This is a genomic window from uncultured Fenollaria sp. (genome assembly GCF_934202865.1).
Lineage (GTDB): Bacteria > Bacillota > Clostridia > Tissierellales > Peptoniphilaceae > Fenollaria.
This window is the reverse complement of the sequence record NZ_CAKPYL010000009.1, coordinates 1-22,601: the sequence shown is the minus strand read 5'-3', so window position 1 is coordinate 22,601 and position 22,601 is coordinate 1. Positions and strand designations below refer to the sequence as shown.

Annotated in this window: 19 protein-coding genes and 4 tRNA genes; 20 read left to right on the top strand and 3 right to left on the bottom strand. The window is 34.7% G+C overall.

Annotated elements, in window-relative coordinates:
• The first annotated feature begins 7 nt into the window (after positions 1-7).
• The 17 genes from Q0E71_RS02060 to Q0E71_RS01980 all read left to right on the top strand — a co-directional run bounded on the left by Q0E71_RS02060 (position 8) and on the right by Q0E71_RS01980 (position 16,551).
• Positions 8-979 (top strand): CPBP family intramembrane glutamic endopeptidase, encoded by a 972-nt coding sequence (locus Q0E71_RS02060; RefSeq protein ID WP_294795512.1) that lies wholly within the window; start codon positions 8-10, stop codon positions 977-979.
• Between the two features lie 92 nt (positions 980-1,071).
• A tRNA-Phe gene (locus Q0E71_RS02055) sits at positions 1,072-1,147 on the top strand.
• 3 nt (positions 1,148-1,150) lie between these two features.
• Positions 1,151-1,225: transfer RNA gene (locus Q0E71_RS02050), tRNA-Gly, on the top strand.
• A 7-nt stretch (positions 1,226-1,232) separates the two neighbouring features.
• A tRNA-Cys gene (locus Q0E71_RS02045) sits at positions 1,233-1,306 on the top strand.
• Positions 1,307-2,556: 1,250 nt separating this feature from the next.
• Positions 2,557-5,634, top strand: coding sequence for a stalk domain-containing protein (locus Q0E71_RS02040; RefSeq protein ID WP_294795510.1), 3,078 nt, complete (start codon positions 2,557-2,559; stop codon positions 5,632-5,634).
• 86 nt (positions 5,635-5,720) lie between these two features.
• Entirely contained in the window at positions 5,721-6,419 is a 699-nt protein-coding gene (locus tag Q0E71_RS02035) for a DUF6873 family GME fold protein (RefSeq protein WP_294795508.1), read from the top strand.
• A gap of 1 nt (position 6,420) precedes the next feature.
• Complete coding sequence (gene hisS, locus Q0E71_RS02030; RefSeq protein WP_294795506.1) at positions 6,421-7,722, top strand: histidine--tRNA ligase; 1,302 nt, start codon at positions 6,421-6,423, stop codon at positions 7,720-7,722.
• A gap of 101 nt (positions 7,723-7,823) precedes the next feature.
• Positions 7,824-8,828 (top strand): copper amine oxidase N-terminal domain-containing protein, encoded by a 1,005-nt coding sequence (locus Q0E71_RS02025; protein WP_294795504.1) that lies wholly within the window; start codon positions 7,824-7,826, stop codon positions 8,826-8,828.
• Between the two features lie 14 nt (positions 8,829-8,842).
• Entirely contained in the window at positions 8,843-9,322 is a 480-nt protein-coding gene (purE, locus tag Q0E71_RS02020; RefSeq protein ID WP_294795502.1) for a 5-(carboxyamino)imidazole ribonucleotide mutase, read from the top strand.
• 8 nt (positions 9,323-9,330) lie between these two features.
• Positions 9,331-10,371: a phosphoribosylformylglycinamidine cyclo-ligase gene (gene purM, locus Q0E71_RS02015; protein ID WP_294795500.1), complete on the top strand. Its 1,041-nt coding sequence runs from the start codon at positions 9,331-9,333 to the stop codon at positions 10,369-10,371.
• Positions 10,353-10,967, top strand: coding sequence for a phosphoribosylglycinamide formyltransferase (gene purN, locus Q0E71_RS02010; protein ID WP_294795497.1), 615 nt, complete (start codon positions 10,353-10,355; stop codon positions 10,965-10,967). The genes purM and purN overlap by 19 nt, the downstream gene beginning before the upstream one ends.
• A complete protein-coding gene (gene purH / locus Q0E71_RS02005) occupies positions 10,945-12,483 on the top strand; it encodes a bifunctional phosphoribosylaminoimidazolecarboxamide formyltransferase/IMP cyclohydrolase (RefSeq protein ID WP_294795496.1) in 1,539 nt (512 codons plus the stop codon). The genes purN and purH overlap by 23 nt, the downstream gene beginning before the upstream one ends.
• Positions 12,484-12,495: 12 nt before the next feature.
• The gene (locus Q0E71_RS02000; protein WP_294795494.1) at positions 12,496-13,794 is read left to right on the top strand and encodes an NCS2 family permease; all 1,299 of its coding nucleotides are present in this window, start codon (positions 12,496-12,498) and stop codon (positions 13,792-13,794) included.
• A gap of 92 nt (positions 13,795-13,886) precedes the next feature.
• On the top strand, positions 13,887-15,557 hold the full coding sequence (locus tag Q0E71_RS01995; RefSeq protein ID WP_294795492.1) for a formate--tetrahydrofolate ligase: 1,671 nt from the start codon (positions 13,887-13,889) through the stop codon (positions 15,555-15,557).
• A gap of 26 nt (positions 15,558-15,583) precedes the next feature.
• Complete coding sequence (locus Q0E71_RS01990) at positions 15,584-15,883, top strand: YerC/YecD family TrpR-related protein (RefSeq protein ID WP_058260498.1); 300 nt, start codon at positions 15,584-15,586, stop codon at positions 15,881-15,883.
• Positions 15,884-15,954: 71 nt separating this feature from the next.
• Positions 15,955-16,386: a GTP pyrophosphokinase gene (locus tag Q0E71_RS01985; protein WP_294795487.1), complete on the top strand. Its 432-nt coding sequence runs from the start codon at positions 15,955-15,957 to the stop codon at positions 16,384-16,386.
• A gap of 78 nt (positions 16,387-16,464) precedes the next feature.
• Positions 16,465-16,551 (top strand) — tRNA-Leu (locus Q0E71_RS01980).
• 110 nt (positions 16,552-16,661) lie between these two features.
• On the opposite strand, the gene sdaAA is transcribed toward Q0E71_RS01980, so the two are convergent.
• From sdaAA to Q0E71_RS01965, 3 genes are read right to left on the bottom strand one after another with little or no spacing between them, the layout of a single operon-like run.
• A complete protein-coding gene (gene sdaAA / locus Q0E71_RS01975) occupies positions 16,662-17,534 on the bottom strand; it encodes an L-serine ammonia-lyase, iron-sulfur-dependent, subunit alpha (RefSeq protein WP_294795485.1) in 873 nt (290 codons plus the stop codon).
• Position 17,535: 1 nt separating this feature from the next.
• A complete protein-coding gene (sdaAB, locus tag Q0E71_RS01970) occupies positions 17,536-18,210 on the bottom strand; it encodes an L-serine ammonia-lyase, iron-sulfur-dependent subunit beta (protein WP_294795483.1) in 675 nt (224 codons plus the stop codon).
• Positions 18,197-20,158 carry a hypothetical protein gene (locus Q0E71_RS01965; RefSeq protein ID WP_294795481.1) on the bottom strand — a complete coding sequence of 654 codons (1,962 nt, stop codon included), beginning with the start codon at positions 20,156-20,158 and terminating at the stop codon, positions 18,197-18,199. The genes sdaAB and Q0E71_RS01965 overlap by 14 nt, the downstream gene beginning before the upstream one ends.
• Positions 20,159-20,277: 119 nt before the next feature.
• Between Q0E71_RS01965 and Q0E71_RS01960 the strand changes: the two genes are divergently transcribed.
• The 3 genes from Q0E71_RS01960 to Q0E71_RS01950 all read left to right on the top strand — a co-directional run.
• Entirely contained in the window at positions 20,278-21,198 is a 921-nt protein-coding gene (locus Q0E71_RS01960) for a hypothetical protein (RefSeq protein ID WP_294795479.1), read from the top strand.
• Complete coding sequence (locus Q0E71_RS01955; RefSeq protein WP_294795477.1) at positions 21,188-22,225, top strand: DNA repair exonuclease; 1,038 nt, start codon at positions 21,188-21,190, stop codon at positions 22,223-22,225. The genes Q0E71_RS01960 and Q0E71_RS01955 overlap by 11 nt, the downstream gene beginning before the upstream one ends.
• Positions 22,215-22,601 (top strand): ATP-binding protein (locus Q0E71_RS01950; RefSeq protein WP_294795475.1); only part of this gene is annotated, 387 nt, incomplete at its 3' end. The genes Q0E71_RS01955 and Q0E71_RS01950, both read left to right, overlap by 11 nt.

The window sequence follows — 22,601 nt, the reverse complement described above, 5'->3', positions numbered from 1 at the left end:
GTGGGACATGTATAAAGAAAATAGATTAAACAAAACTGGTATAGACATAAACAAAGCATCGTGGCTTTACACACTGCTTTTCCTTGCATACATCTTCCTAGGCTCAATGCTTCAAACACTAGACCTTTACCTAGGCCTATTCGCAGGGGAAGTGCTGATACTCTTAGTTCCAGTTTTAGTTTATGTTAAGCAAAAGAAAGTTAATTTCAAAAGATACTTTAGACTAAATAAAATCACTGGCAAAGAAGCGCTTATATCAGTTCTTCTAACACTTTTAGTTTATCCATTAGTTGGAATAACGTCGACACTCTTAATCAAGTTCTATAGCCTATTTGGCGAGGTAAGTGTGCCTCAAATCAACGTCAAATCAGGCGGACTAATGAGTCTATATAGCGTTTTGATTATAGGCGTGCTTCCAGCCATCTGCGAAGAGTTCTTCGTAAGAGGCCTATTAAGCGCACCAGCTAAGAGAGCAAAGGGAAGAAAATTCACATACTTTTATACAGCACTACTATTTATGCTAATGCATGTGAATCCATTCAATATAGTAGCGCCATTTATACTAGGCTATGTATTTTCAGTATTAAATGAAAAAACTAATTCACTTTACTCGTCAATGCTTGGTCACTTCACATTTAACACTTGCTCAGTTATACTTAGCATATTCCAAAAAGATATTGCCGAGGGTGCAGTAAACGATATGAAGATGATTACACTAGGCGAGGCAGACTTAGATATAGGCCTATTACAAGGTATCTTTATGGTGCTTATAGCAATAGTGATAATCTTTGTACTATATAGAGTTTTATCAAAGATGAAGACAAAAGAAGTGACAGAAGAGACAGACTGCACTTTGGACGTAGAAGAGCCAAATAAATTCTCATACTTGCCACTTGCCTTTAATGTGCTTGTTTGGCTAATCATGGCAGGGGCGACACTACTTATGTCATTTGGCATGATAAAGAACATGGCTTTATAATATTAAGAAAATCTTAAATAAATATAAAAAAAGCCTTGACAATTAAATCAATTTATAGTATCATAGACTAGTCAGTATGAACTGACTAGTGTGCCCAGATAGCTCAGTCGGTAGAGCAGTAGACTGAAAATCTACGTGTGGCTGGTTCGATCCCGGCTCTGGGCACCATTTGCGGAAATGGCTCAGTGGTAGAGCATCGCCTTGCCAAGGCGAGGGTCGCGAGTTCGAATCTCGTTTTCCGCTCCATTTTTTTGGCGGCATAGCCAAGTGGTAAGGCACAGGTCTGCAAAACCTTGACCACCAGTTCAAATCTGGTTGCCGCCTCCACAAACTTGAAGCGTGTTTGAAGCACGCTTCTTTTTTTGCGCCTAAATCATTTCAAATGCACATCGATTTGTAACGATTAATCTAGATGCAAGATCATTTTAAGCGCATATTGATTTGCCTAAACTATATAAACGCAAAATACGTTTCGCATTAAGGTCTATTTGTCTTAAACGATGTAGATGCAAGTTGCGTTTCAATTGCATTGCACTTTATTTGTAATATACTTAAATAGAAACAATAATTTCATCAAAAAAAGAGACAGTAGAAGTCTTTTTTTTTTTTTTTTTTTTTGATAGGCAATGTTACAAATGAGTATATAACTATATTATAAGCGATATTTTAAAAATAAAAACTCTTGACAATTAGACAAAAGTGTTCTATAATTTAATAGAAGCAATATAATATTTTATCAGAGTATAATATTTTTGCCTCGAATAAAATTCTTTAATCATATATTTTATGGAAAAGTGTAGACATGTGTAAATTTGGTCATGAAGGAGGATTGAGTTTATCTAGACGCACATAGCGAAACTTTATAAAATATATACATATATATAAGGATAAAAAATATATTTAGAAAGGATATGAAATTTATGAAAATGAAAAAAACAAAAATTTTAGGCTTAGTCTTGGCCTTAATCATGTTTTTCACAAACCTTCCATTTGGAAGCGGCATAGTACATGCTGAGGGGGAAGATGTGCTTATAAATGATGATAACTTTCCTGATGAGTTGTTTCAGGTATATGTAAGAAAGTATGATCAAAACAAAGACGGATCACTAAGTAAAGCAGAATGTGATGATGTTAAAAATATTGATGTATCATTTGAAAAGCATGGATATAATGAAAATCCTATTAAAAGTTTAGTGGGAATAGAGCATTTTCAAAATCTAGAAAGTTTAAACTTTTGTAATCAAGGCGTAAGTAAGATAGATTTAAGTAAAAATTTAAAACTTAAAACGCTTGATTGTACTTTTAACTGGCTAAATAATCTTGATGTAAGTTATAATACAGAACTTACTGAGCTAATTTGTGAGAGGATTGGTTTATATAATCTATTTTTAGATAGAAATGAAAAATTAGTAAAATTAGATTGCACAAATAATAATCTTTCGAAGTTGAATTTAAATAAAAATACTGAACTTATTGATCTTACGTGCACATCTAACAATATTGAAAGTCTCAATTTAGACAATAATACAAAGTTAACTTCGATAGATTGTAAACAAAATGCTATTAAAGATTTAGATTTGAGCAAAAATAAAGAACTTACTTATCTAAACTGTAGTCAAAATAAACTTTCAAATCTAAATTTAGAGAATAACCCACTTATAACTAAACTTTCTATTTCTTGGAATGAAGGATTTAAAGAATTAAAACTAGCAAATGATAACAAACTTGATACATTATATTGCACTAATATGAGGCTAGAAAAGCTTGATTTAAGCAATTGTAATAATCTAAAAGAACTTAATTGTGAATCTAATAATCTTAAAGAGCTTGATTTAAGTAATTGTTTAGAAATAACTGACGTAACTTGTAGCTATAACAGTTTAACATCTTTAGATTTATCAAAAAATGCTAAATTAAATAGTTTTAATGGATATCTTCAAAATTATACTATGACTTTAATTCCAGGAACTAAACTTGTAAATCCGGATATATTACCAGGTAAATTTGATATAAGTAATGTCTCTAATTTGCAAAATGCTGATATAGATCAAGGTAAATTAAGTTTACATGACAATATTGATAGTATAGAATATGTATATGAAGTTCGAGATGGCAGAAATATGGGCTGTAAAATAAATATAAATTATTATGTAGACTTAACAATTAATACTCCGCCATCAAATGTAGAATATACAGAGGGAGACAAACTAGATTTATCAGGTTTAGTAGTTACATTAACAGATAAGCAAAATAACAGTATAAATGTAGATTTTAAAGATTTTGGAAAATATAATATTAAATCTGATCCAGAAAATGGCAAAGAACTAACAACATCACATACTTATAACGGAATTATTATATCAGCAGGAACATTGAAAGCAAAAGTAAATGTAACAGTAAATGAAAAACCGTTTGATATAGAAAAAGTTGAAAGTATTGAAGTAATAAATCAACCTACAAATTTAATCTACACAGAAGGAGATAAACTTGATTTAAGCGGTCTAGAAATAAAATTAACAGACAGCAATAAGAAAACAAAGAATATTGAATTTTCAAAGTTCAAAGAAAATGGAATTGCAATAGATCCAGCTAACGGTACTGAGTTAAAGTTAGAACAAAATGGAAAAACTGTTAAAATAACCAAAGGAAAAGGAAGTGCAGATACAGATCCTTTAACAGTAAATGCAAGAGTGTTTGATCCAGACCATGTTAAAAGCATAGAAGTTACAGAACAACCTAAAAAATTAACTTATACTGAAGAAGAAGCACTAGACCTTGATGGATTAGTAGTAACTCTAACTGATAATCAAGGAACAACAAAAGAAGTTCCATTTACAGATTTTGAAACATATGGCTTAGTAGCAACACCTGCAAATGAAACAGCTTTAACAGTTGCTGTCCATAATGGAGAAACAGTTAAAATAACAAAAGGCAATTTAAGTGCAGAAACAGCAGCCTTGACTGTTAATAGTAAAGGCTTTGACTTAGATAATGTTAAAACAATAGAAGTTATAAGTCAACCGTCAATTTTAATTTATACAGAGGGAGAAAAATTAGATTTAGCTGGATTAAAAGTAAAATTAATCGACAATAATAATAAATTTAAAGAAGTATCATTTGAAGATTTTGATGAAAATGGCATAAAAACAGATCCAGCAAACGATGCAGATTTAAAAGTAGCTGACAATGGAAAGACTGTTACAATAACAAAAGGTAAAGGAAGAGCAGAAACTGATCCATTAACAGTAAATCCAAAAGTATTTGATTCGCAAAATATAGCAAAAATTGAAGTTAAAACGCAACCTAAACTAGATTATACTGAAGGCAATAAACTAGATTTATCTAAATTAGAAGTTACTTTAACAGACAATCAAGGCTTAACAAAAGATGTAACCTTTGATAATTTTGATGATTATGGCTTAACAGCAACACCAACAAATGATACAGCTTTAACAGTAGATGATCATGATGGAAAGAATGTTACAATAACAAAAGGTAATGCAAGTGCGGAAACAAAAGCTTTAACAGTAAAGGCAAAAGAAAATCCACCAGCACCAACAGATCCAAAGATAATTGGACCACTTGATCCAAACGCTCCAGAAACTGTAAAACCAAGTCCAAATGAATATTGGACTGTGACATTTGAATCAGAAGATGCAAAAAAAGGAACTGTAGACGGTGCTAATACTTTCTATATTCCAATGACAGAAAATAAAAAATTATCTGATTTAAAAGCTCCAGCTGTAAAAGCAAATCCAGGCTTTGAATTTGAAAAGTGGAGTTTAGCAAAAGATACAGCTATTGATAAAAACTTAACTGTAAAAGCTATATTTATAGAAAAAGGAAATACACCAAATCCACCAACACCACAAGATCCAGACCCACAAGTTAGAGATTATTGGATAATCAGATTCTTATCAGATAATCCATACAGAGGATATATCGGATACGGAGAAACTCTACGCATTGAAAAGAACAGAGGATATAGATTTGAGGATTTAGCAAGACTTGCTCCAGAAGCAATACCTTACAGCGGATACGAGTTTGCTGGATGGTCACCTTATCTATATGGCAATCAAGATATCATTAAAGGCGATATTAATATTTACGCTAGATTTGAAGAAATTTATGTGCCAAGATATTCATACGAAAGACGTAGACCTCGTAGAATATATGATGACAGAGACGACAGAGACGATAGAGATGATAGTAAAGAAGAAAAACCTGTAGAAACTAATGAGTATGATAAGCTTGAGGCAATACTATTTATTAACGACAGCATTATGCAAAAATCAGTTAATGGTGTTGTAAGCCAAGTTAGGATGGATATAGCTCCATTCATCTATCAAGCTAGAACTATGCTTCCTATACGTTACGTTGCCGAATCTTTAGGCTTCATGGTAACTTGGGATGCAAATACAAGAACTGTATATCTTGTTGACAAGGAAAACATCGTTCAAATCCCTGTTGATACAAACAATATAATTGTTAATGGAAAGGCATTTGTAAGTGATGTTAAACCTATGATTAAAAACAACAGAACTATGCTTCCTGTAGCGAATGTTGCAAGAGCTTTAGGCCTTCAAGATGGCAAGGATATCTTATGGGATGCAGCTATGAAGTTTGTTACTCTTAGAAGAAACGTTTTAAAATAAGATTTTGTCTAAAGAGCTAGATTGATATCTGGCTCTTTTTTTGCGCCTAAAATGCTTTTTGTGATATAATTATCCCGGGTGATGAAATGATTGCTATAGTCGACAAGGCTTACTACGATATACTTCGTGATAAGCTTAATGAATTTAATATAAGTGCCTATCCATCTTTTGAGAGCAAAATCTTGAATGGCGCGGTCGCGACGCATCCTGATATGTCGCTTTTTAAGTACGATGAGGAGACTTTAATTGCAAGCCACGAGTCTTTTGAGTATTATAATGAGATTTTTAAGGCTACTAAGATAAATGTGATTAATGCAAATGAAGATCCTCTTGAAAAGTATCCAGGCGATGTGAAGTTCAATGCACTTCGCGTGGGCGAGCACTTGATTTGCAAGAAGGATGCATGTGCTGATGACATAATGAATCGTTTTGATGAAGGCAAGACCATAAACTCATCTCAAGGCTATGTGAAATGCTCTGTGATTGACATAGGAAGCGAATATTTTGTGACGGACGACAAATATTTGCATGAAATAATAAAGAATCTTGGCTACAAGTCCAGACTTCTAGATAAAGGCCTTGTAAAGATTAAGGACTATGACTATGGCTTTATAGGTGGCGCGAGTGGCTATGCTCGTGATAAGATATTTTTAACGGGTCTTATTAAGGACGAAGCAAATAGTATTCGCCTTGAAGAATTTGCACGAGAAATCAATAAAGAATTGATTTATTTAACGGAATATGATATATTTGATGTAGGAACTTTGATGATAATGGAGGATTAATATGCTAGTAAAACCATCGATATTGCCGGGTACTATGGAACTTTTACCTCATGAGCAATTGATTTTTAATAAAATGAAGGACATAATTAGAGAAACTTATGAACTATTCTCTTTTTTACCTATAGATACGCCTGCTTTGGAGAAGACTGAGATACTTCTTGCTAAAGGTGGCGGTGAAACTGAAAAACAAATTTACAATATTGCAAATACTTCGACTGATACGTCTTTGCGCTTTGACTTGACTGTGCCTCTTGCAAGATACGTGAGCATGCACGAGCACGAGCTTAAGTTTCCGTTCAAGAGGTATCAAATCGCCAAGGTTTATAGGGGCGAGAGAAACCAAAAGGGTAGGTACAGAGAGTTTTACCAATGTGACTGCGACATTATAGGCGACGAAAAGCTTTCGAAGTTCTACGATGCAGAGCTTGTTAAGATCATCAGCATTATATTTAAGAAGTTTGGTTTTGATAGATTCACTATCATGATTAATAATAGAAATATCATGAATGGCTTCTTAAAGAGCCAAGGCGTTGAAGATACTGTAGAGGCTGTTCGTGCACTTGATAAGTACGACAAGATTGGCAGAGAAAGCCTTGAAGAGCTGCTTCTTAATCAAGGTATAAAAGCTGATGCTGTTAAAGAGATTATTGCTCTTATTGAGTTTGAAGGAACAAATGAAGAGACTATCAAGTACTTGGAAGGACTTGGTATAGATAACGAAACTTTCTTAAAAGGTCTTTCTGAGATGAAAGAAGTTTTAGAGAATATCAAGTTATTTAAAGTTGATGACAATAATTACAAGTTCACTCTTAAATTACAAAGAGGACTTGATTACTACACATCAACTGTAATCGAAACTGTTCTTGATGACTACAAGGAGCTTGGTAGCGTCGCTGGAGGCGGTAGCTACGAAAATCTTACTCAGTTCTACTCAAAGAGAGAGCTTCCTGGCGTTGGCATATCCATCGGTCTAACTAGACTATTCTTTCAATTGAGTGAAAAGAACATACTTCCTAAATTTGATAGCGAAGAAAAATCATTCTTAGTCGCTCCACTTGATATAGATATGAGCTACGCCATAAGCGTGTTGAACGAATTACACGAGCTAGGCGTTCACTCTGAAGTCCTTTACTTTAAGATGAAGATGAAGAAGATATTTGATTTTGCAGAAAGCTATAGCTTTGACTACATCATCTTCCTAGGACAAGAGGAGCTTGATAATAAGAAATTATCAGTAAGAGACCTTAAGAGCAAAGAGAATTTGACTTTGAGCATAGACGAATTGAAAACTTTAATAAAATAAATCTATCCCTATACGCATATGTATAGGGATTTTTTACATTTGTTAAAGTACTACTTGAATGTAGCTTGTCTTTTGTGGTATAATAATTTAGAGGTGGTATGATGAAAAAGCTTTTATTAATACTTTTATCTGCTCTAATGTTTTTGATGAGTTTTACTTCTTATGCAAAAAACATTGAAGAATCAAAAATAAATAAAATATCAGGCCTTGTTAACTCAGACTTAGAAGATAAAGTTCTTGAAGTAGAAGGCAAGAAAGACTCAACAAAGGCTTTATTCATACCGGCAAGAGAGGTATTTACAAAGCTAAACTTCGACATCTATTGGAACGGCGAGGACAAGTCTTGCTATTTCAAAAAAGGTATCAAGAACATAAAGGTAAAGCTTGGTTCGAAGATCTATACAACATCAAATAAGAACAGAATTGAGCTTGACTATGCACCTATGCTTATAGATATGAAGATGTATCTACCTATAGACGTTCTATATTATCTGCTTGACTACGATACATTTATCGTCGCTGACACTATATATATAAGAAACGCCATAGATGGCATAAAGACTGGTATAGTGAACGAAGCGAAGTATAGTCTTGCTTATCCAGTATTTTTCAGTACTGAAGACGTTAAGAGAGCTTATAGAAATAATATTAACGAGCAAATCAAGAAATTTGTTGACGAGCAAGTTGAAAAGGCAAAGAACGATGCTAAGCTTAAGAAAATGTATTTCACATACGATATTGCTAGATCGGATGATAGCTTGGTATCATTATGTTTCTACATCAATAGCGTCTACAATGATGATAGTACTTCGAGCAAATTCTACACAAAGACCTTCAATTTTAATAGCGCTGAAGAGATTAGCTTCGAAGACTTAATCAAGAAAGAACAAAATGTTAGAGAAACGATACTTGAGGATTTAACTAAGACTGAAGAAGAAAAGAACAGCATTAGAAACAATATCAAAAATTATTATATCGTGGATAATTCCATAATCTTGTATTATTACAAGGATGAGGTAGGCAGTTCCAATATAGGATCTCACTACGTTAGAAGCGAGGACCTAAAATTTTATATAAATGAGGAATATTTAAAATATTTTAATTAAAGGAGTGTTATTATATGAAAGTTGCATTAGTAATGGGCAGCATCTCTGATAAAGAGGTTGTTGAAAAATCACAAAAGGTACTTGATGATTTTGGGGTTGAGTATGAGACAAGAGTTATCTCAGCTCACAGAACACCAGAAGTAGCATTTGACTTTGCTAAAAACGCAAAAGCCAATGGTATTGAGGCAATCATAACATTTGCAGGTAAGGCTGCACACTTAGGAGGAGTCATAGCAGGACTTAGTACTCTACCAGTTATAGGAGTTCCAGTAAAGAGCTCTTTAATGGATGGACTTGATTCACTTCTTTCAATAGTTCAAATGCCTAAGGGCGTTCCAGTAGCTACAGTTGCTGTTAATGGCGCTGAAAATGCTGCAATACTAGCTGTACAAATCTTAGCTATCAAATACGATGAACTTGCTAAGAAGCTTGAAGACTACAAGGTTCAAATGAGAGATGACATCGTTAAGATCGATGCAGAGCTTAATAAGTAGGTAGAGCTATGGGACTAACATATAAAGACGCTGGTGTAGATAAGACTAAGGGTTATGAAGAGGTAAAACTTATCAAAAACCTAATCAAATCTACAAACAGAGACGGAGTTTTAAACGATATAGGAAACTTTTCCGGTTTATTTAAATTAGACTTAAATAAGTACGATAAACCAGTATTAGTAAGCGGTACAGATGGTGTAGGAACAAAATTGAAGCTAGCATTTATCCTAGATAAGCACGACACCATCGGTATAGATGCTGTGGCAATGTGTGTCAACGACATCATTTGCCAAGGTGCTGAGCCATTATTCTTCCTAGACTACATCGCTTCATCAAAGCTTATCCCTGAAAAGATGGCTGAGATAGTATCAGGCGTTGCTGAGGGATGCAAGATGAGTCACGCTGCGCTTATAGGCGGAGAAACAGCTGAGATGCCAGGCTTCTACGCAGAAGGCGAGTACGATATAGCAGGTTTTGCTGTTGGCGTAGTTAATGAAGACAAGATTATTGATGGCTCAAAGATTGAAGACGGTGACGTTATCATTGGTTTAAGATCAAGCGGCGTTCACTCGAATGGTTTTTCGCTAGTAAGAAAAATTATTTTTGATAATGATAAAGTTGATGTAAACAAAGAGTACGAGGGACTTGACGATACTTTAGTAAATGTTTTACTTACACCAACAAGAATTTATTACAATCCAATGATGGATATCATCGAACACATTGATGTTAAGGCGATTTCACACATCACAGGTGGCGGCTTCTACGAAAACATTCCTAGAATGATTAAAGACGGCTACACAGCTGTTATCGATTTAAAAGATTATGAAATACCAGCAATATTTAGATACTTAATGAATTGGGCAGACGTACACATTGAAGAGATGTTCGGCACATTCAATATGGGCATAGGCATGGTATTTGCAGTATCTAAAGACGATTTAGCAAAAACTGAAGAGCTTCTTAAGAAGCACGGTGAAGACTATGTAATCTTAGGACATATAGAAGAAAAAGAAACTAAGGAAAAGATATGTCTAAATTTAAAATAGCCGTTCTAGCATCTGGTTCTGGTACTAATTTTCAAGCCATAATCGATGCAGTTAAAGAAAAGAGGCTTGATGCTGAGATAGTTTGCCTTATTAGTGATAGAAAAGCAGCCTATGCATTAGAAAGAGCCAAGGACAATGGTATTGACTCCTACTACTTTAGTATTAAAAAATATGCTGATAGCGATAAATTTAATCACGCTATATTGGAAGTTTTAGATAAGTACGAGCCAGATTTAATCGTGCTTGCAGGATACTTAAAGATTCTATCGCATGAATTTATAGAAAAGTATAGAGGCAAAATCATCAACATACATCCTTCACTAATACCAAAGCATTGCGGCGATGGTTTTTGGGGCATTAAGGTTCACGAGAGCGTTATTAAATCAGGGGACGAATACTCTGGAGCGACCGTGCACTTTGTTGATGAAGGTACTGATACAGGCAAGATAATTATACAAAGAAAAATCAAGCTAGATGAAGACGAAACGGCAGAATCTTTGCAGAAGAAGATTTTAAATGAGATAGAGCACAAGATTTTGATTGAAGCGATAGATAAAATTATAGGAGGCAAAATTGATGAAAAAAGCATTGATTAGTGTTTATGACAAAACAGGAATAGTTGAATTTGCAAAAGAACTAGAAAATCTAGGCTACGGCATAATTTCAACTGGTGGAACATATAAAAAGCTCATAGACGCTGGCTTAAAAGTAGAAGAAGTTACTGAAGTAACAAATTTTCCAGAATGTTTAGATGGTAGGGTAAAGACACTTAACCCATATATCCACTGTGGTATTCTTTATAGAAGAGATCTTGAAGAAGATAAAGAATTTATCAAAAAGATGGATATATCAGACATCGACATCATAGTTAACAATCTATATCCATTCGAAGAATATGTTAATGATCCAAGTAAAACACACGAAGAGATTATCGAAAAGATAGATATAGGTGGACCATCTATGATTAGAGCGGCTGCTAAAAACTATAAGTTTGTGACAGTTATTATGGATCCAAGTGATTTTGATTTAGTTCTTAAAGAGCTAAAAGAAAATAAAGAAACATCTCTTAAGACAAGAGAGTATCTAGCTGGAAAGGTATTTAACTACACAGCTTATTACGATTCACTAATTGCTGAGTACTTCAATAAAAAACAAGAAATTGAATTTCCTGAGTACTACACAAAGGGCTATAAGAAGATTAGCTCACTTAGATACGGTGAAAACCCTCATCAAAATGCGGCTTTCTATAAAGAATCAAAAGTTGAAGAAGGCTCTTTAGTATCAGCTAAGCAATTACATGGCAAGGAATTATCATTTAACAATATTAACGATGCCAATGGCGCACTTGAAACATTAAAGATGTTTACTGAAAGACCAACTATAGTTGCAGTTAAGCACACTAACCCATGTGGAGTTGGCTCAGCAGATACTATAGCAGAAGCATTTAGAAAGGCTCGTGACTGTGACGATCAATCTATCTTTGGCGGCATCATAGCATCCAATAGAGAGATAGACGCCCAAACAGCTGAAGAGATGAGAGACATCTTCCTAGAAGTAATCATGGCTCCATCATATTCAGAAGAAGCTTTTAAGATACTAACAGATAAGAAGAAAAACAGAAGAATATTAACAATAGACAATATTACTAATAACGAATACACATCGAAAGATATGAAGAAAGTATTATCTGGAATGATACTTCAAGATAGAGACACAGAACTTTTCGAAGACTTTGAATGCGTTACAGATAGAAAACCAACTGAAAAAGAAATAGAAGACCTTAAATTTGGCTGGAAAGTCGTTAAGAACTGCAAGTCAAACGCAACATTACTTGCAAAAGACTCAGCTACAGTCGGCATAGGTCTTGGCAGCGTCAATAGATTCTTCACAGTAGAAAGATCAGTTAAGATGGCAGGAGACAAAGCAAAAGGAGCAGTGCTTGCATCAGATGCTTTCTTCCCATTCACTGACTCAGTTGAATTACTAGCTAAACAAGGCGTTACAGCCATCATTCAACCGGGCGGATCAGTAGCTGATGAAGACGTTATAAAGTGCTGCAACGAACACAATATAGCAATGATATTCACTCATATGAGACATTTTAGACATTAGGAGGTAAAAGAAATGGAGAAGTTTTTTGAACTAAAAAAACATGGCACTAACACAAAAACTGAAATAATTGCCGGTATTACAACATTTATGACTATGGCATACATCCTAGTAGTAAACCCAATTATTTTAAGCTCAACAGGCATGGATCAAAACGCAGTATTTACAGCAACAGCACTATCAGCTGCAATTGCTACCTTAATCATGGCACTATACGCTAAGTATCCATTTGCCTTAGCACCAGGCATGGGCTTAAACGCATACTTTGCTTATACAGTAGTAGCTAACCAAGGACTTTCTTGGGAATTCGCTCTAACTGCAGTATTGATAGAAGGTATTATATTTATCGCTCTATCATTATTTAAGGGAAGAGAAGTAATTTTTGATGCTATACCATTGACATTAAAGAAAGCAGTTTCAGTAGGTATAGGTTTATTCATATCACTAATAGGTCTATCAGGATCAGGCATTATAGTTCATCCTGAAGGAACAATTCTAGGACTTGGAAATATCACAGAAGGCACAGCGCTACTAGCACTTATCGGTTTAGTAATAACATTTATACTAGTAATAAGAAAAGTTAAAGGCGCATTATTATTAGGTATCATAATTACAACAATCATAGGCATCCCAATGGGTATAACAACAATACCAGAAGGATTCAAAATATTCTCACTACCACCATCAGTTGAACCAATAGCATTTAAATTTGATTTTTCTCAAATATTCACTACACAAATGTTTATGGCAGTATTAACATTCTTATTTGTAGATATGTTCGATACAGTTGGTACACTAGCAGGTGTTGCATCAAAATCAAATATGCTTGATAAAGATGGTAAACTTCCTAGAGTTAGCAAGGCTTTCTTCGCTGACTCAGTAGGTACAGTAGTTGGCTCAATGCTAGGTACTTCAACAGTAACTACATTTGTTGAATCATCAGCAGGTGTAGCAGAAGGCGGAAGAACTGGATTAACATCATTAACAACAGCAGTTATGTTCTTACTAGCATTATTCATCGCACCAATATTTACACTAGTACCATCAGCAGCAACAGCACCAGCACTTATCACAGTTGGTATGTTTATGATGGAACCTATCATGGACATAGACTTTAGAGATTACACAGAAGCAATCCCAGCATTCTTAACAATAGCTATGATGCCATTTGCATATAGCATTGCTGAAGGTATCTTCTTCGGTATGATCAGCTACACTTTATTAAAAACAGTTGCTGGCAAAACAAAAGAAGTTTCTCCACTTATGTGGGTGCTTTCAGTATTATTTGTATTAAGATATATATTTATAGTATAAATTAGTTTATTAAACTATTAAATGTGGTATATATAATACTGTAGAGTATAAAATTAAATCTACGTTTCATATAAAGTTATAAGGAGGTACAAATGAAAACGGACGTACAAATTGCTCAAGAAGCAAAAATGAAAGACATAACAGAAATAGCAGCTAATTTAAATATTGATGATGAGGACTTAATACAATATGGTCACTACAAAGCTAAGGTAGACCTAAGAGTTTTTGATAAGCTAAAAGATAAAAAAGATGGTAAACTAATCTTAGTTACAGCTATCAACCCAACACCAGCAGGTGAAGGTAAGACAACTGTTAACATCGGTTTATCTATGGCTTTAAATAAATTAGGCAAAAAAGCTATCTCAGCTCTAAGAGAACCATCATTAGGACCATCATTTGGAGTTAAGGGTGGAGCAGCAGGCGGTGGCTACGCACAAGTAGTTCCTATGGCTGATATCAACTTACACTTCACAGGAGACTTCCACGCAATAACATCAGCAAATAACTTAATCTCAGCTATGCTTGATAACCACATCCACCAAGGAAATGAACAAGGCATCGACGTTAGAAGAGTTGTTTGGAAGAGATGTGTTGACTTAAACGACAGAGCTTTAAGAAACGTAATAGTTGGTCTAGGCGGAAAACCTAATGGCTACCCTAGAGAAGACGGTTTCGACATAACAGTAGCTTCAGAAATCATGGCTATATTATGTCTATCAACTAGTCTTGAAAACTTTAAAGAAAGAGTATCAAGAGTTATAATTGCTTATAGACGTGACGGATCACCAGTTTACGTTAAGGACATAAACGCACAAGGCGCAGTAACATTATTAATGAAAGATGCTATCATGCCAAACCTTGTTCAAACACTTGAAAATACTCCAGCACTTATCCACGGCGGACCATTTGCTAATATCGCTCACGGATGTAACTCAATCATGGCAACTAAACTTGGTATGAAGCTAGCTGATTACACAGTTACTGAAGCAGGTTTCGGTGCTGACCTTGGTGCAGAAAAGTTCCTAGATATCAAATGTAGATTTGGCGAACTAAAACCATCAGCCGCAGTTATCGTTGCAACAATCAGAGCTCTAAAACATCACGGTGGAGCTAATAAGGAAGATTACGATAAAGAAGATTTACAAGCACTTGAAAAAGGCTTTGCAAACCTTGAAAAACATATAGAAAACATCAAAAAGTTCGGTTTACCACCAGTTGTAGCAATCAATAGATTCCCAAGTGATACTGAAAATGAAATTAAGTTCATGGAAGAAAAACTTGCTGCAATGGGTATTGAATGCGCATTAACTGAAGTATTTACAAAGGGTGGCGACGGCGCACTTGAACTTGCTAAGAAAGTAGTTAAAGTTTGCGACGAAGACAAAGCTGACTTCAAACCACTATATGATGTAAATCTATCAATCAAAGAAAAATTAGAAATCATCGCTAAAGAAGTATACGGAGCTGACGGAGTTGAATTTACTGTACCAGCAACTAAGAACATCAAGAACCTTGAAAAATTAGGTTTAGACAAGATGCCTATCTGCGTTGCTAAGACACAATATTCATTATCAGACAACCCAGACTTACTTGCAAGACCTGAAGGCTTCCACATAGTAGTAAGAGAAGTAAAAGTATCAAACGGTGCTGGCTTCTTGATAGCTCTTACTGGCAGCATAATGACTATGCCAGGCTTACCAAAGGTACCAGCAGCTGACAAGATTGACATACTACCATCAGGTGAGATAGTAGGATTATTCTAAAAAGAAATATATAGGGAGGAATGGAAATGGCTTACAGTTCAAAATTAAAAAGCGAACAAACTGATGGCTTCTTCGAAGCAATCTTATCGCTAGAAACAATGGAAGAATGCTACAGATTCTTTGAAGACATCTGTACTATCAAAGAAATTCAAGCAATAGCTCAAAGACTTGAAGTAGCAAAACAACTTAAAGAAAACAAAACTTACAACGAAATCGAAGTTGCAACAGGCGCTTCAACAGCAACTATATCAAGAATCAACAGATCACTTAACTATGGTGCTGATGGTTATAAGTTAATATTCAAAAAATTAGGCATTGAAGACTAATATAAGTGAGGCTCCTTGATTGGAGCCTTATTTATTTTTTATATATAGATATTTTTTATTGGAGGTATAAAATGTTAAAGTGGTTTAAAGCGTTTTTAATTATGTATAAGGCTCATAAGGGTCAAAAAGATAAAGGCGGCAAGGCATATTTTTTACATCCACTAAGAGTATCACTTAAAATAAAAGACAAAAGAGCAAAGGTGATAGGCCTACTTCATGATGTAATTGAAGATAGTGACAAGTATAAGCTAAGTGAGTTTACATTTTTAGATGAAGAGCAAGTAGAGGCACTTAAAACACTTACTCATGATAAGTCCGTGCCTTATTTTGATTACATAGATAAGATTAAAGCAAATCCATTAGCAAGAAAAGTGAAACTATCTGATTTAGAAGACAATATGAATTTAAGTAGACTTAAAGAAATTACTGATAAAGATAGAGAAAGACTTGCTAAGTATGAAAAAGCAAGAGAAATATTTCTAAAAGCTGAAGAAGATTTATAATTTATTACAAGTAAAATAATAATATTAAAAAATTTTTTCTTGATTTTTACTTTAAAGTATGTTAATATATATAGGTAAGCCGAAGTGATGGAATTGGCAGACGTACAGGACTCAAAATCCTGCGGTAGCAATACCGTGCGGGTTCGACCCCCGCCTTCGGCACCAATATAATATTCAATGAACAAGTAGTGAAGTGCTACTTGTTTTTTTATTGCCATTATACAATCCACAAAAAAAGAGCTCTCATATCGAGAGCTCATATTATATCCACAAAACTATTTATCTAAAAATTCTTCGTATAATCTTTGTGCTGTTTCTGTTCCAGCTATACCACCTATGGCTGTTTCTTTTAATGAAACTGGTAGTTCCTTACCAACATTACCCATGGCTCCTACTGTTTCGTCGAAAGGTATTAGTGCTTCAACGCCAGCTAGTGTTAAGTCTGCTGATATGATTGCGTTAACAACGCCCGATGCATTTCTTAGATTGCAAGGGTACTCGACAAGACCACAAACTGGGTCGCATATAAGTCCCATGATGTTCTTAAGAGCAAAGCTTGCTGCGGTGAATATATCGTCTATACTTCCGCCTCTAAGCTCTATGATGGCTGCGGCAGCCATCGCAGCGGCAGCACCGCACTCTGCTTGACATCCGCCTTCAGCACCTGATATAGTTGCGTTAACTGCAATTATTTCGCCAACTGCTGAAGCAGTAAGTAATGCGTTGAATATTTCTTCATCACTATAATCAAATTCATCTTGCATAGTAACAAGCGTTGCAGGAAGTATACCTGAGGCGCCTGCTGTAGGTGCAGCAACTATCCTACCCATAGAAGCATTTACTTCTGATGTAGAAAGTGCTCTTGCCATGGCTTTTGTTATAAGCGAGCCTGAAATTGATTTAGAATTCATAGAGTAATCATTAACTTTAAATGCATTTTTACCAGTCATTCCACTCATTGAAGTGATGGGCTCTGCAAGACCAGCGTTTGCTGACTTTTTCATTATTTCATATGTTTTTCTAAGGTAATCATATATTTCTTCCTTAGTCATATCACTTGCTTCCATCTCTTGATCGAGTTGCAATTCATATATAGTTTTATTTTGTTCTTTGCATGCATCCATCATGCTTTTTGCACTTGTATACATATTAATTATCCTCCTTAACAGGGTTTAAATACTTAACAAATAAGAAGTCATCTATCCTTCCAATGTCTTTTATGGTTGCATCATCAAAGTCAGAGTCAAGCTCGCATATAAGTGTAGCGACTTTACCAGTTCTGTCTACATGCATATCGGCGATATTCATGCCAGATATTGCAAATGTTGCAGTTATTCTTGATAGTATTCCTTTCTTATCAATGTACTTAGCTACTAAAGTAGGTTTTTCGCCAGAGAATTCAACGTCAGCGCCATTGATATCTTTTATAAGTATACTACCTCCGCCTATAGAGCTACCTTGAACGTAGAAGTCATCTTGATCATCGTAGTGAAAGACCATCTTAACAGTATTTGGATGAACGTAGCCAAGGTCTGATTTGATAAATTCGTACTCAAGTCCTCTTTCATCAGCAATTTCAAATGAGTTTTTGATCTCTTCGCTGTCAGGGAAGAAGTCCATAACCCCAGCTAGTAGCGCTTTATCAGTGCCGTGACCCATGTATGTTTCTCTAAAAGAGCCGTGTAAGTAAAAAGATACTTTATTGAAGCCCTTTGGTGCTAGCTTCATTGCTATCCTTCCAAGTCTTGCAGCTCCTGCAGTGTGTGAGCTTGATGGGCCTATCATTATCGGTCCTAAAATAGATTTTAAATTATAGTTTTCCATTTTTTCTCCTCTTTTTCTTCTTTAATGTATTTAATAAGAAGGCCACAACCAAGGCTGAAAATATGTATGACATGATTATGTAGCTTGATTTGATTATCAGCGGTGTGCTTTCTTTCTTTTCGACTGAATCATTTGTGTCAAGCATCTTTGAGTTATTGCTTGACTTTATGCTTATGTGATCTTCACTTACTTCACATTTAAAATAGTTTTGAAATAATTTACTTAAATCTTCCAGTGGAATCACAAGTGAGTCGTTATAAGTAATTACTTCCTTTGTAAGATGAACCTTTTCAGCTCCTAGGCTTGCATCACTAGTACCAAGCTCGACGTTGATAAGATTGCCTATAGTATACTTGCCGTTAGCTTCATTATTATAAACAAGGTTTAGCGGATCTATTAGTTCTTCTAAGCTTATATACTTGATGCCATCAATGATGTAGGCGTGCTCAAGAGCTGTATTCTTTGATACGTCTGTTTCATAAGTGATATCAAATTTCTTAACATCGTCATTTCTTTCTAGATTATTAATAATAAAGGATCTAGCTCCATTTTGATTGTATTGATTATGGTTAAATGTAACTATGCCATTATGAACAAGATATTTTACGCCCAAGCTTGGCTTAACGTTCTGAATATTTGAGTTGATGCCGATGTTTTTTGAATTGATAGTTAAGAACGAAGCATTTTGACCCACTTCAATGGTCGATGCGTTCATATATCTATCCAAATTAAGTACCTTGTATGGCAGATACGTTAGCTTTCTCGTAATTTCTATACTGTCTACGCCTAAGTCATTTGCCAGTCTAATGTATTCTAAAAATGAATTTACATTGACAGGGTAGAGCTTAGTCGATGTATTTGCAAGATTCGGGTTGCTTGCTATAAGCGAGTACTTTGACCTTATCATTATGCTTATGTCCGAGTCGTTAAGCGCGTCGTGAATAATAACATCTTCCTTAGTATTGATTATGTCTTTGTACTGATGAATTTGGTAGAAGTTATTTGAGCTCGCAAGCTGAAGCTTTGACGTGTTGTTATTATATTTTTTAACAATATCAATATTGTCCTTAAAGTTTGTCAGAACGATGTATTTGAACGGGTTAAATGTGTAGTAAAGATTCTCGTTCTCTTCGTTATGCTTGTCAATCAAAGAGTTTATGGCTTTGATCTTATCCGGACCTCCAAAGTCATTCATATCGCATAGGACAAAGTTATTCTTGCTGTCCTTGATAATATCAGAAATTTGATTTATCGTCTGAATGATGTTCTCGTGCTTAAGCTTACTTAGCTTGATATAGTAGACAAAGTTATCTTCGTCAATCGCTTTGATTGTATTGATTAATAGATTAAGGTCATTTGCTTCTTCGATTGAAATTTTAACGCCAGCAGATTTTGCTTCCTTTTCCTTTAATATAGCCTCAACTATTTGCTTAATGGCCGCGTCGTCATACTTCATCTCATTTTCTTTAATTACAGCGTTTTTAATACTTTCAGAGTCCGTAATCGATAAGTAGTCAATAGTCGATAAGGAGCTTTCAACGCTCTTGGACCAAGCATCAATATCGGCAGTTGTAGTTCTAACGCTCTTACCAATACCGTCAGCAGTTTTAAGTAAGTCAATCTCCCTGGAAACATTGGTGCTGTCCATGTCGATAAACTCGCGAAGCAGCATAGCTCCTTCACCATCTATCACTCTATTGGCCTTGACATCACCCTTAGTGATCTGTTTAATCTTGCCACCGCTGATGGCGATGTTATACTTATATAAAATTTCGTTTCTCGCTGGGTTGACTATATTAACATTTTTAATTGCAAGATCATAATTAAAAGCAAAGCTAGCCGTCTGATTAGGATCTTCCTCTTGATTTGTCACTTCACTCGCATATACATTGATACTTGTCAATAGTATAGAGACGAGCAATAAAAAAGAGAATAATTTTTTTGACAAATTAATCACCTCTGATATATTATATACTAAATAATAGTATAAATAAAGCTTTTTTTACAATTTATGAAGAAATATTTTCGATTATAGTGTATAATATAAATAGAAGAGGAGGCAGAGAGATGATTTTATTATTAAACACTGATTTGATTAGATATAAAGCCTTGGGCTTAGACAAGCTTTACCTTGCATCTAAGAACTCAGCTGAGATACTTAATGATTCGTTCTATGGTTCAAACTTTCTTGCGAGTGAAATCTTTCACAGCTTAAAAGAAGATTACAAAGTGCTTTCATACGCAGGCGGCTATACAGCTATGAAGTATAGAAACTACTTAGAGAGCTACCTAGCTGATTACTACTTAATTACTATTAAGGATGAGGCGAGAGCCGTGCTTGATATTAAAGAAAATACAAGAACTACAAGAATCATCGAGAACGCTCCTCGTATAACTAGAGACGATGAACTTAACTTTGTGGATAGATTTGATGACATCGTCTATGACACAAGAGTCACACTACTTATGGAGGACTTTGACAACAATATTAGTCCAGACTTTTATCAAGGACTTATAGACGTTTCCAATAGATACATGAAGAAACTTTTCGTATCTGCCTCAAAGAGCACGATGAAATTATGTATCGACTCAAACGTCTTCGCCATGTCCATGGACTATAAGGATTTAAGCGACATACTTAATCTTAGACTAAGTACGCTTGATGACATAATTAGCGTCGTTAAGTTTATGGCCATCGACAAGGACAGAATTATTCTTATTAAATTTAATGACAATTTGATTATATTTACAAAGGATTGCTACTACTTATTTGATTACGAGAAGAAGCCTTATATTAAGATTGATAAGAACATGTCGCTTCTTGGCCTTGCCATAGGCTTTGAGAGGAAGTATGATCTAGAGACTTCCCTAAAGATAGCAAATAGCTTTTCCATCTTTAATAAAAAAGACAGCGAGAATTTTGATTTTTCACTTATAAAAAAGATTATGTCTGAAAGTGATTTAATTAGGTATAGCTATGTTTATTAATAAATTTATTCACGCAGCAGACCTGCACCTAGGCTTTAAATATAAAAGTAAAACGCTTGGCGCTAGGTCTGAGGATAGAAAAAATGAGCTTTTCATAACGTTTGAAAGGCTTATTAATTATGCAAATGAGAATAAAATTGATCTTATAGTCATTAGCGGAGACCTGTTTGAAAGAGATGCGCTTACATATACAGAGACAAAGCACATGATGTGCATCATTGACAGCTACTACGGAAACATCGTTCTTTCATGCGGCAATCATGATTATTATACAGATGATTATTTATTTAATAATTTCACAGAAAATCTACATGTCTTTAAGACAAATACACTTGAACGTATGGATATAGCAGAGAATATCACCATATATGGCGCTTCATGGCTTAATAGCATTGAGAATGGTTTTGCTCTCCAAAAAGTAAATCTTGATAAAGATAGATTCAATATCGCGAGCCTTCATGGCGACCTAGCTGATGGTAAATACAAGATTGATATAGAGCCTCTTTTAGCATCGGGCTTTGACTACATCGCCTTAGGTCATATACATAAGCATGGGAAAGTGGCTGAGAAGGCCTACTATCCTGGTTCACTTGAGCCGCTTGACTTTGGTGAGCTTGGCGAACATGGTTTTTATGAGGTCGATACACTTAGCGGCAGCGTAAAATTTATTCCATTTGCCCTAAGGGAATTTATTATAAAAGAAATAATTATAAACGAAGAAGATGAATTCGAAGATATAATTAATAAATTTGAAGAGCTTAATGATAAGGATAAGAATTTCTATAGACTTATCTTAAAGGGAAGCATTAATAAGGATTTAAATATCAATAGAATCATTAGCCTAGTTAAAGATAAATTTTATTACTTAGAAGTAATTAATAACTTAGAAGAAAGTTTTAGTATCTCAGCTGATATTTATGAAAAAATTCTTGCAAAGGCAGAAGGCTATCCAGATGAAATAAGGCAAGATGCGATAAAGATCGCGCTTAAGGCAATGCAAAGTAGGGAGCACTACTATGAAGATTAAGAGCCTCGATTTAATTAATTTTGGCAAATTTAATAATTATCACCTTGACTTTGACGACTCATTCAACCTTATCTATGGTCTTAATGAGAGCGGCAAGTCTACTATACATGCCTTTATCTCTTTTATGCTCTTTGGCGTGAACAAGGCGAATACTAAGAGAAAGATTAAGATAAAGGACTATCTCAGCTACAAGCCTATAAACAAAAATGAGTACAGTGGCAGGATGTCTTTCGAAAATAATGGCTTTATTTATGAAATATACAGAGATTTTTTAAATGATACTTACTTTGTCAGCAAAAATGGCCTTGACATCACTGACGAGATTAAGAGAGAAAACTCTATAAATAATAAATCAATTGGTGAGATTGTTTTAGGC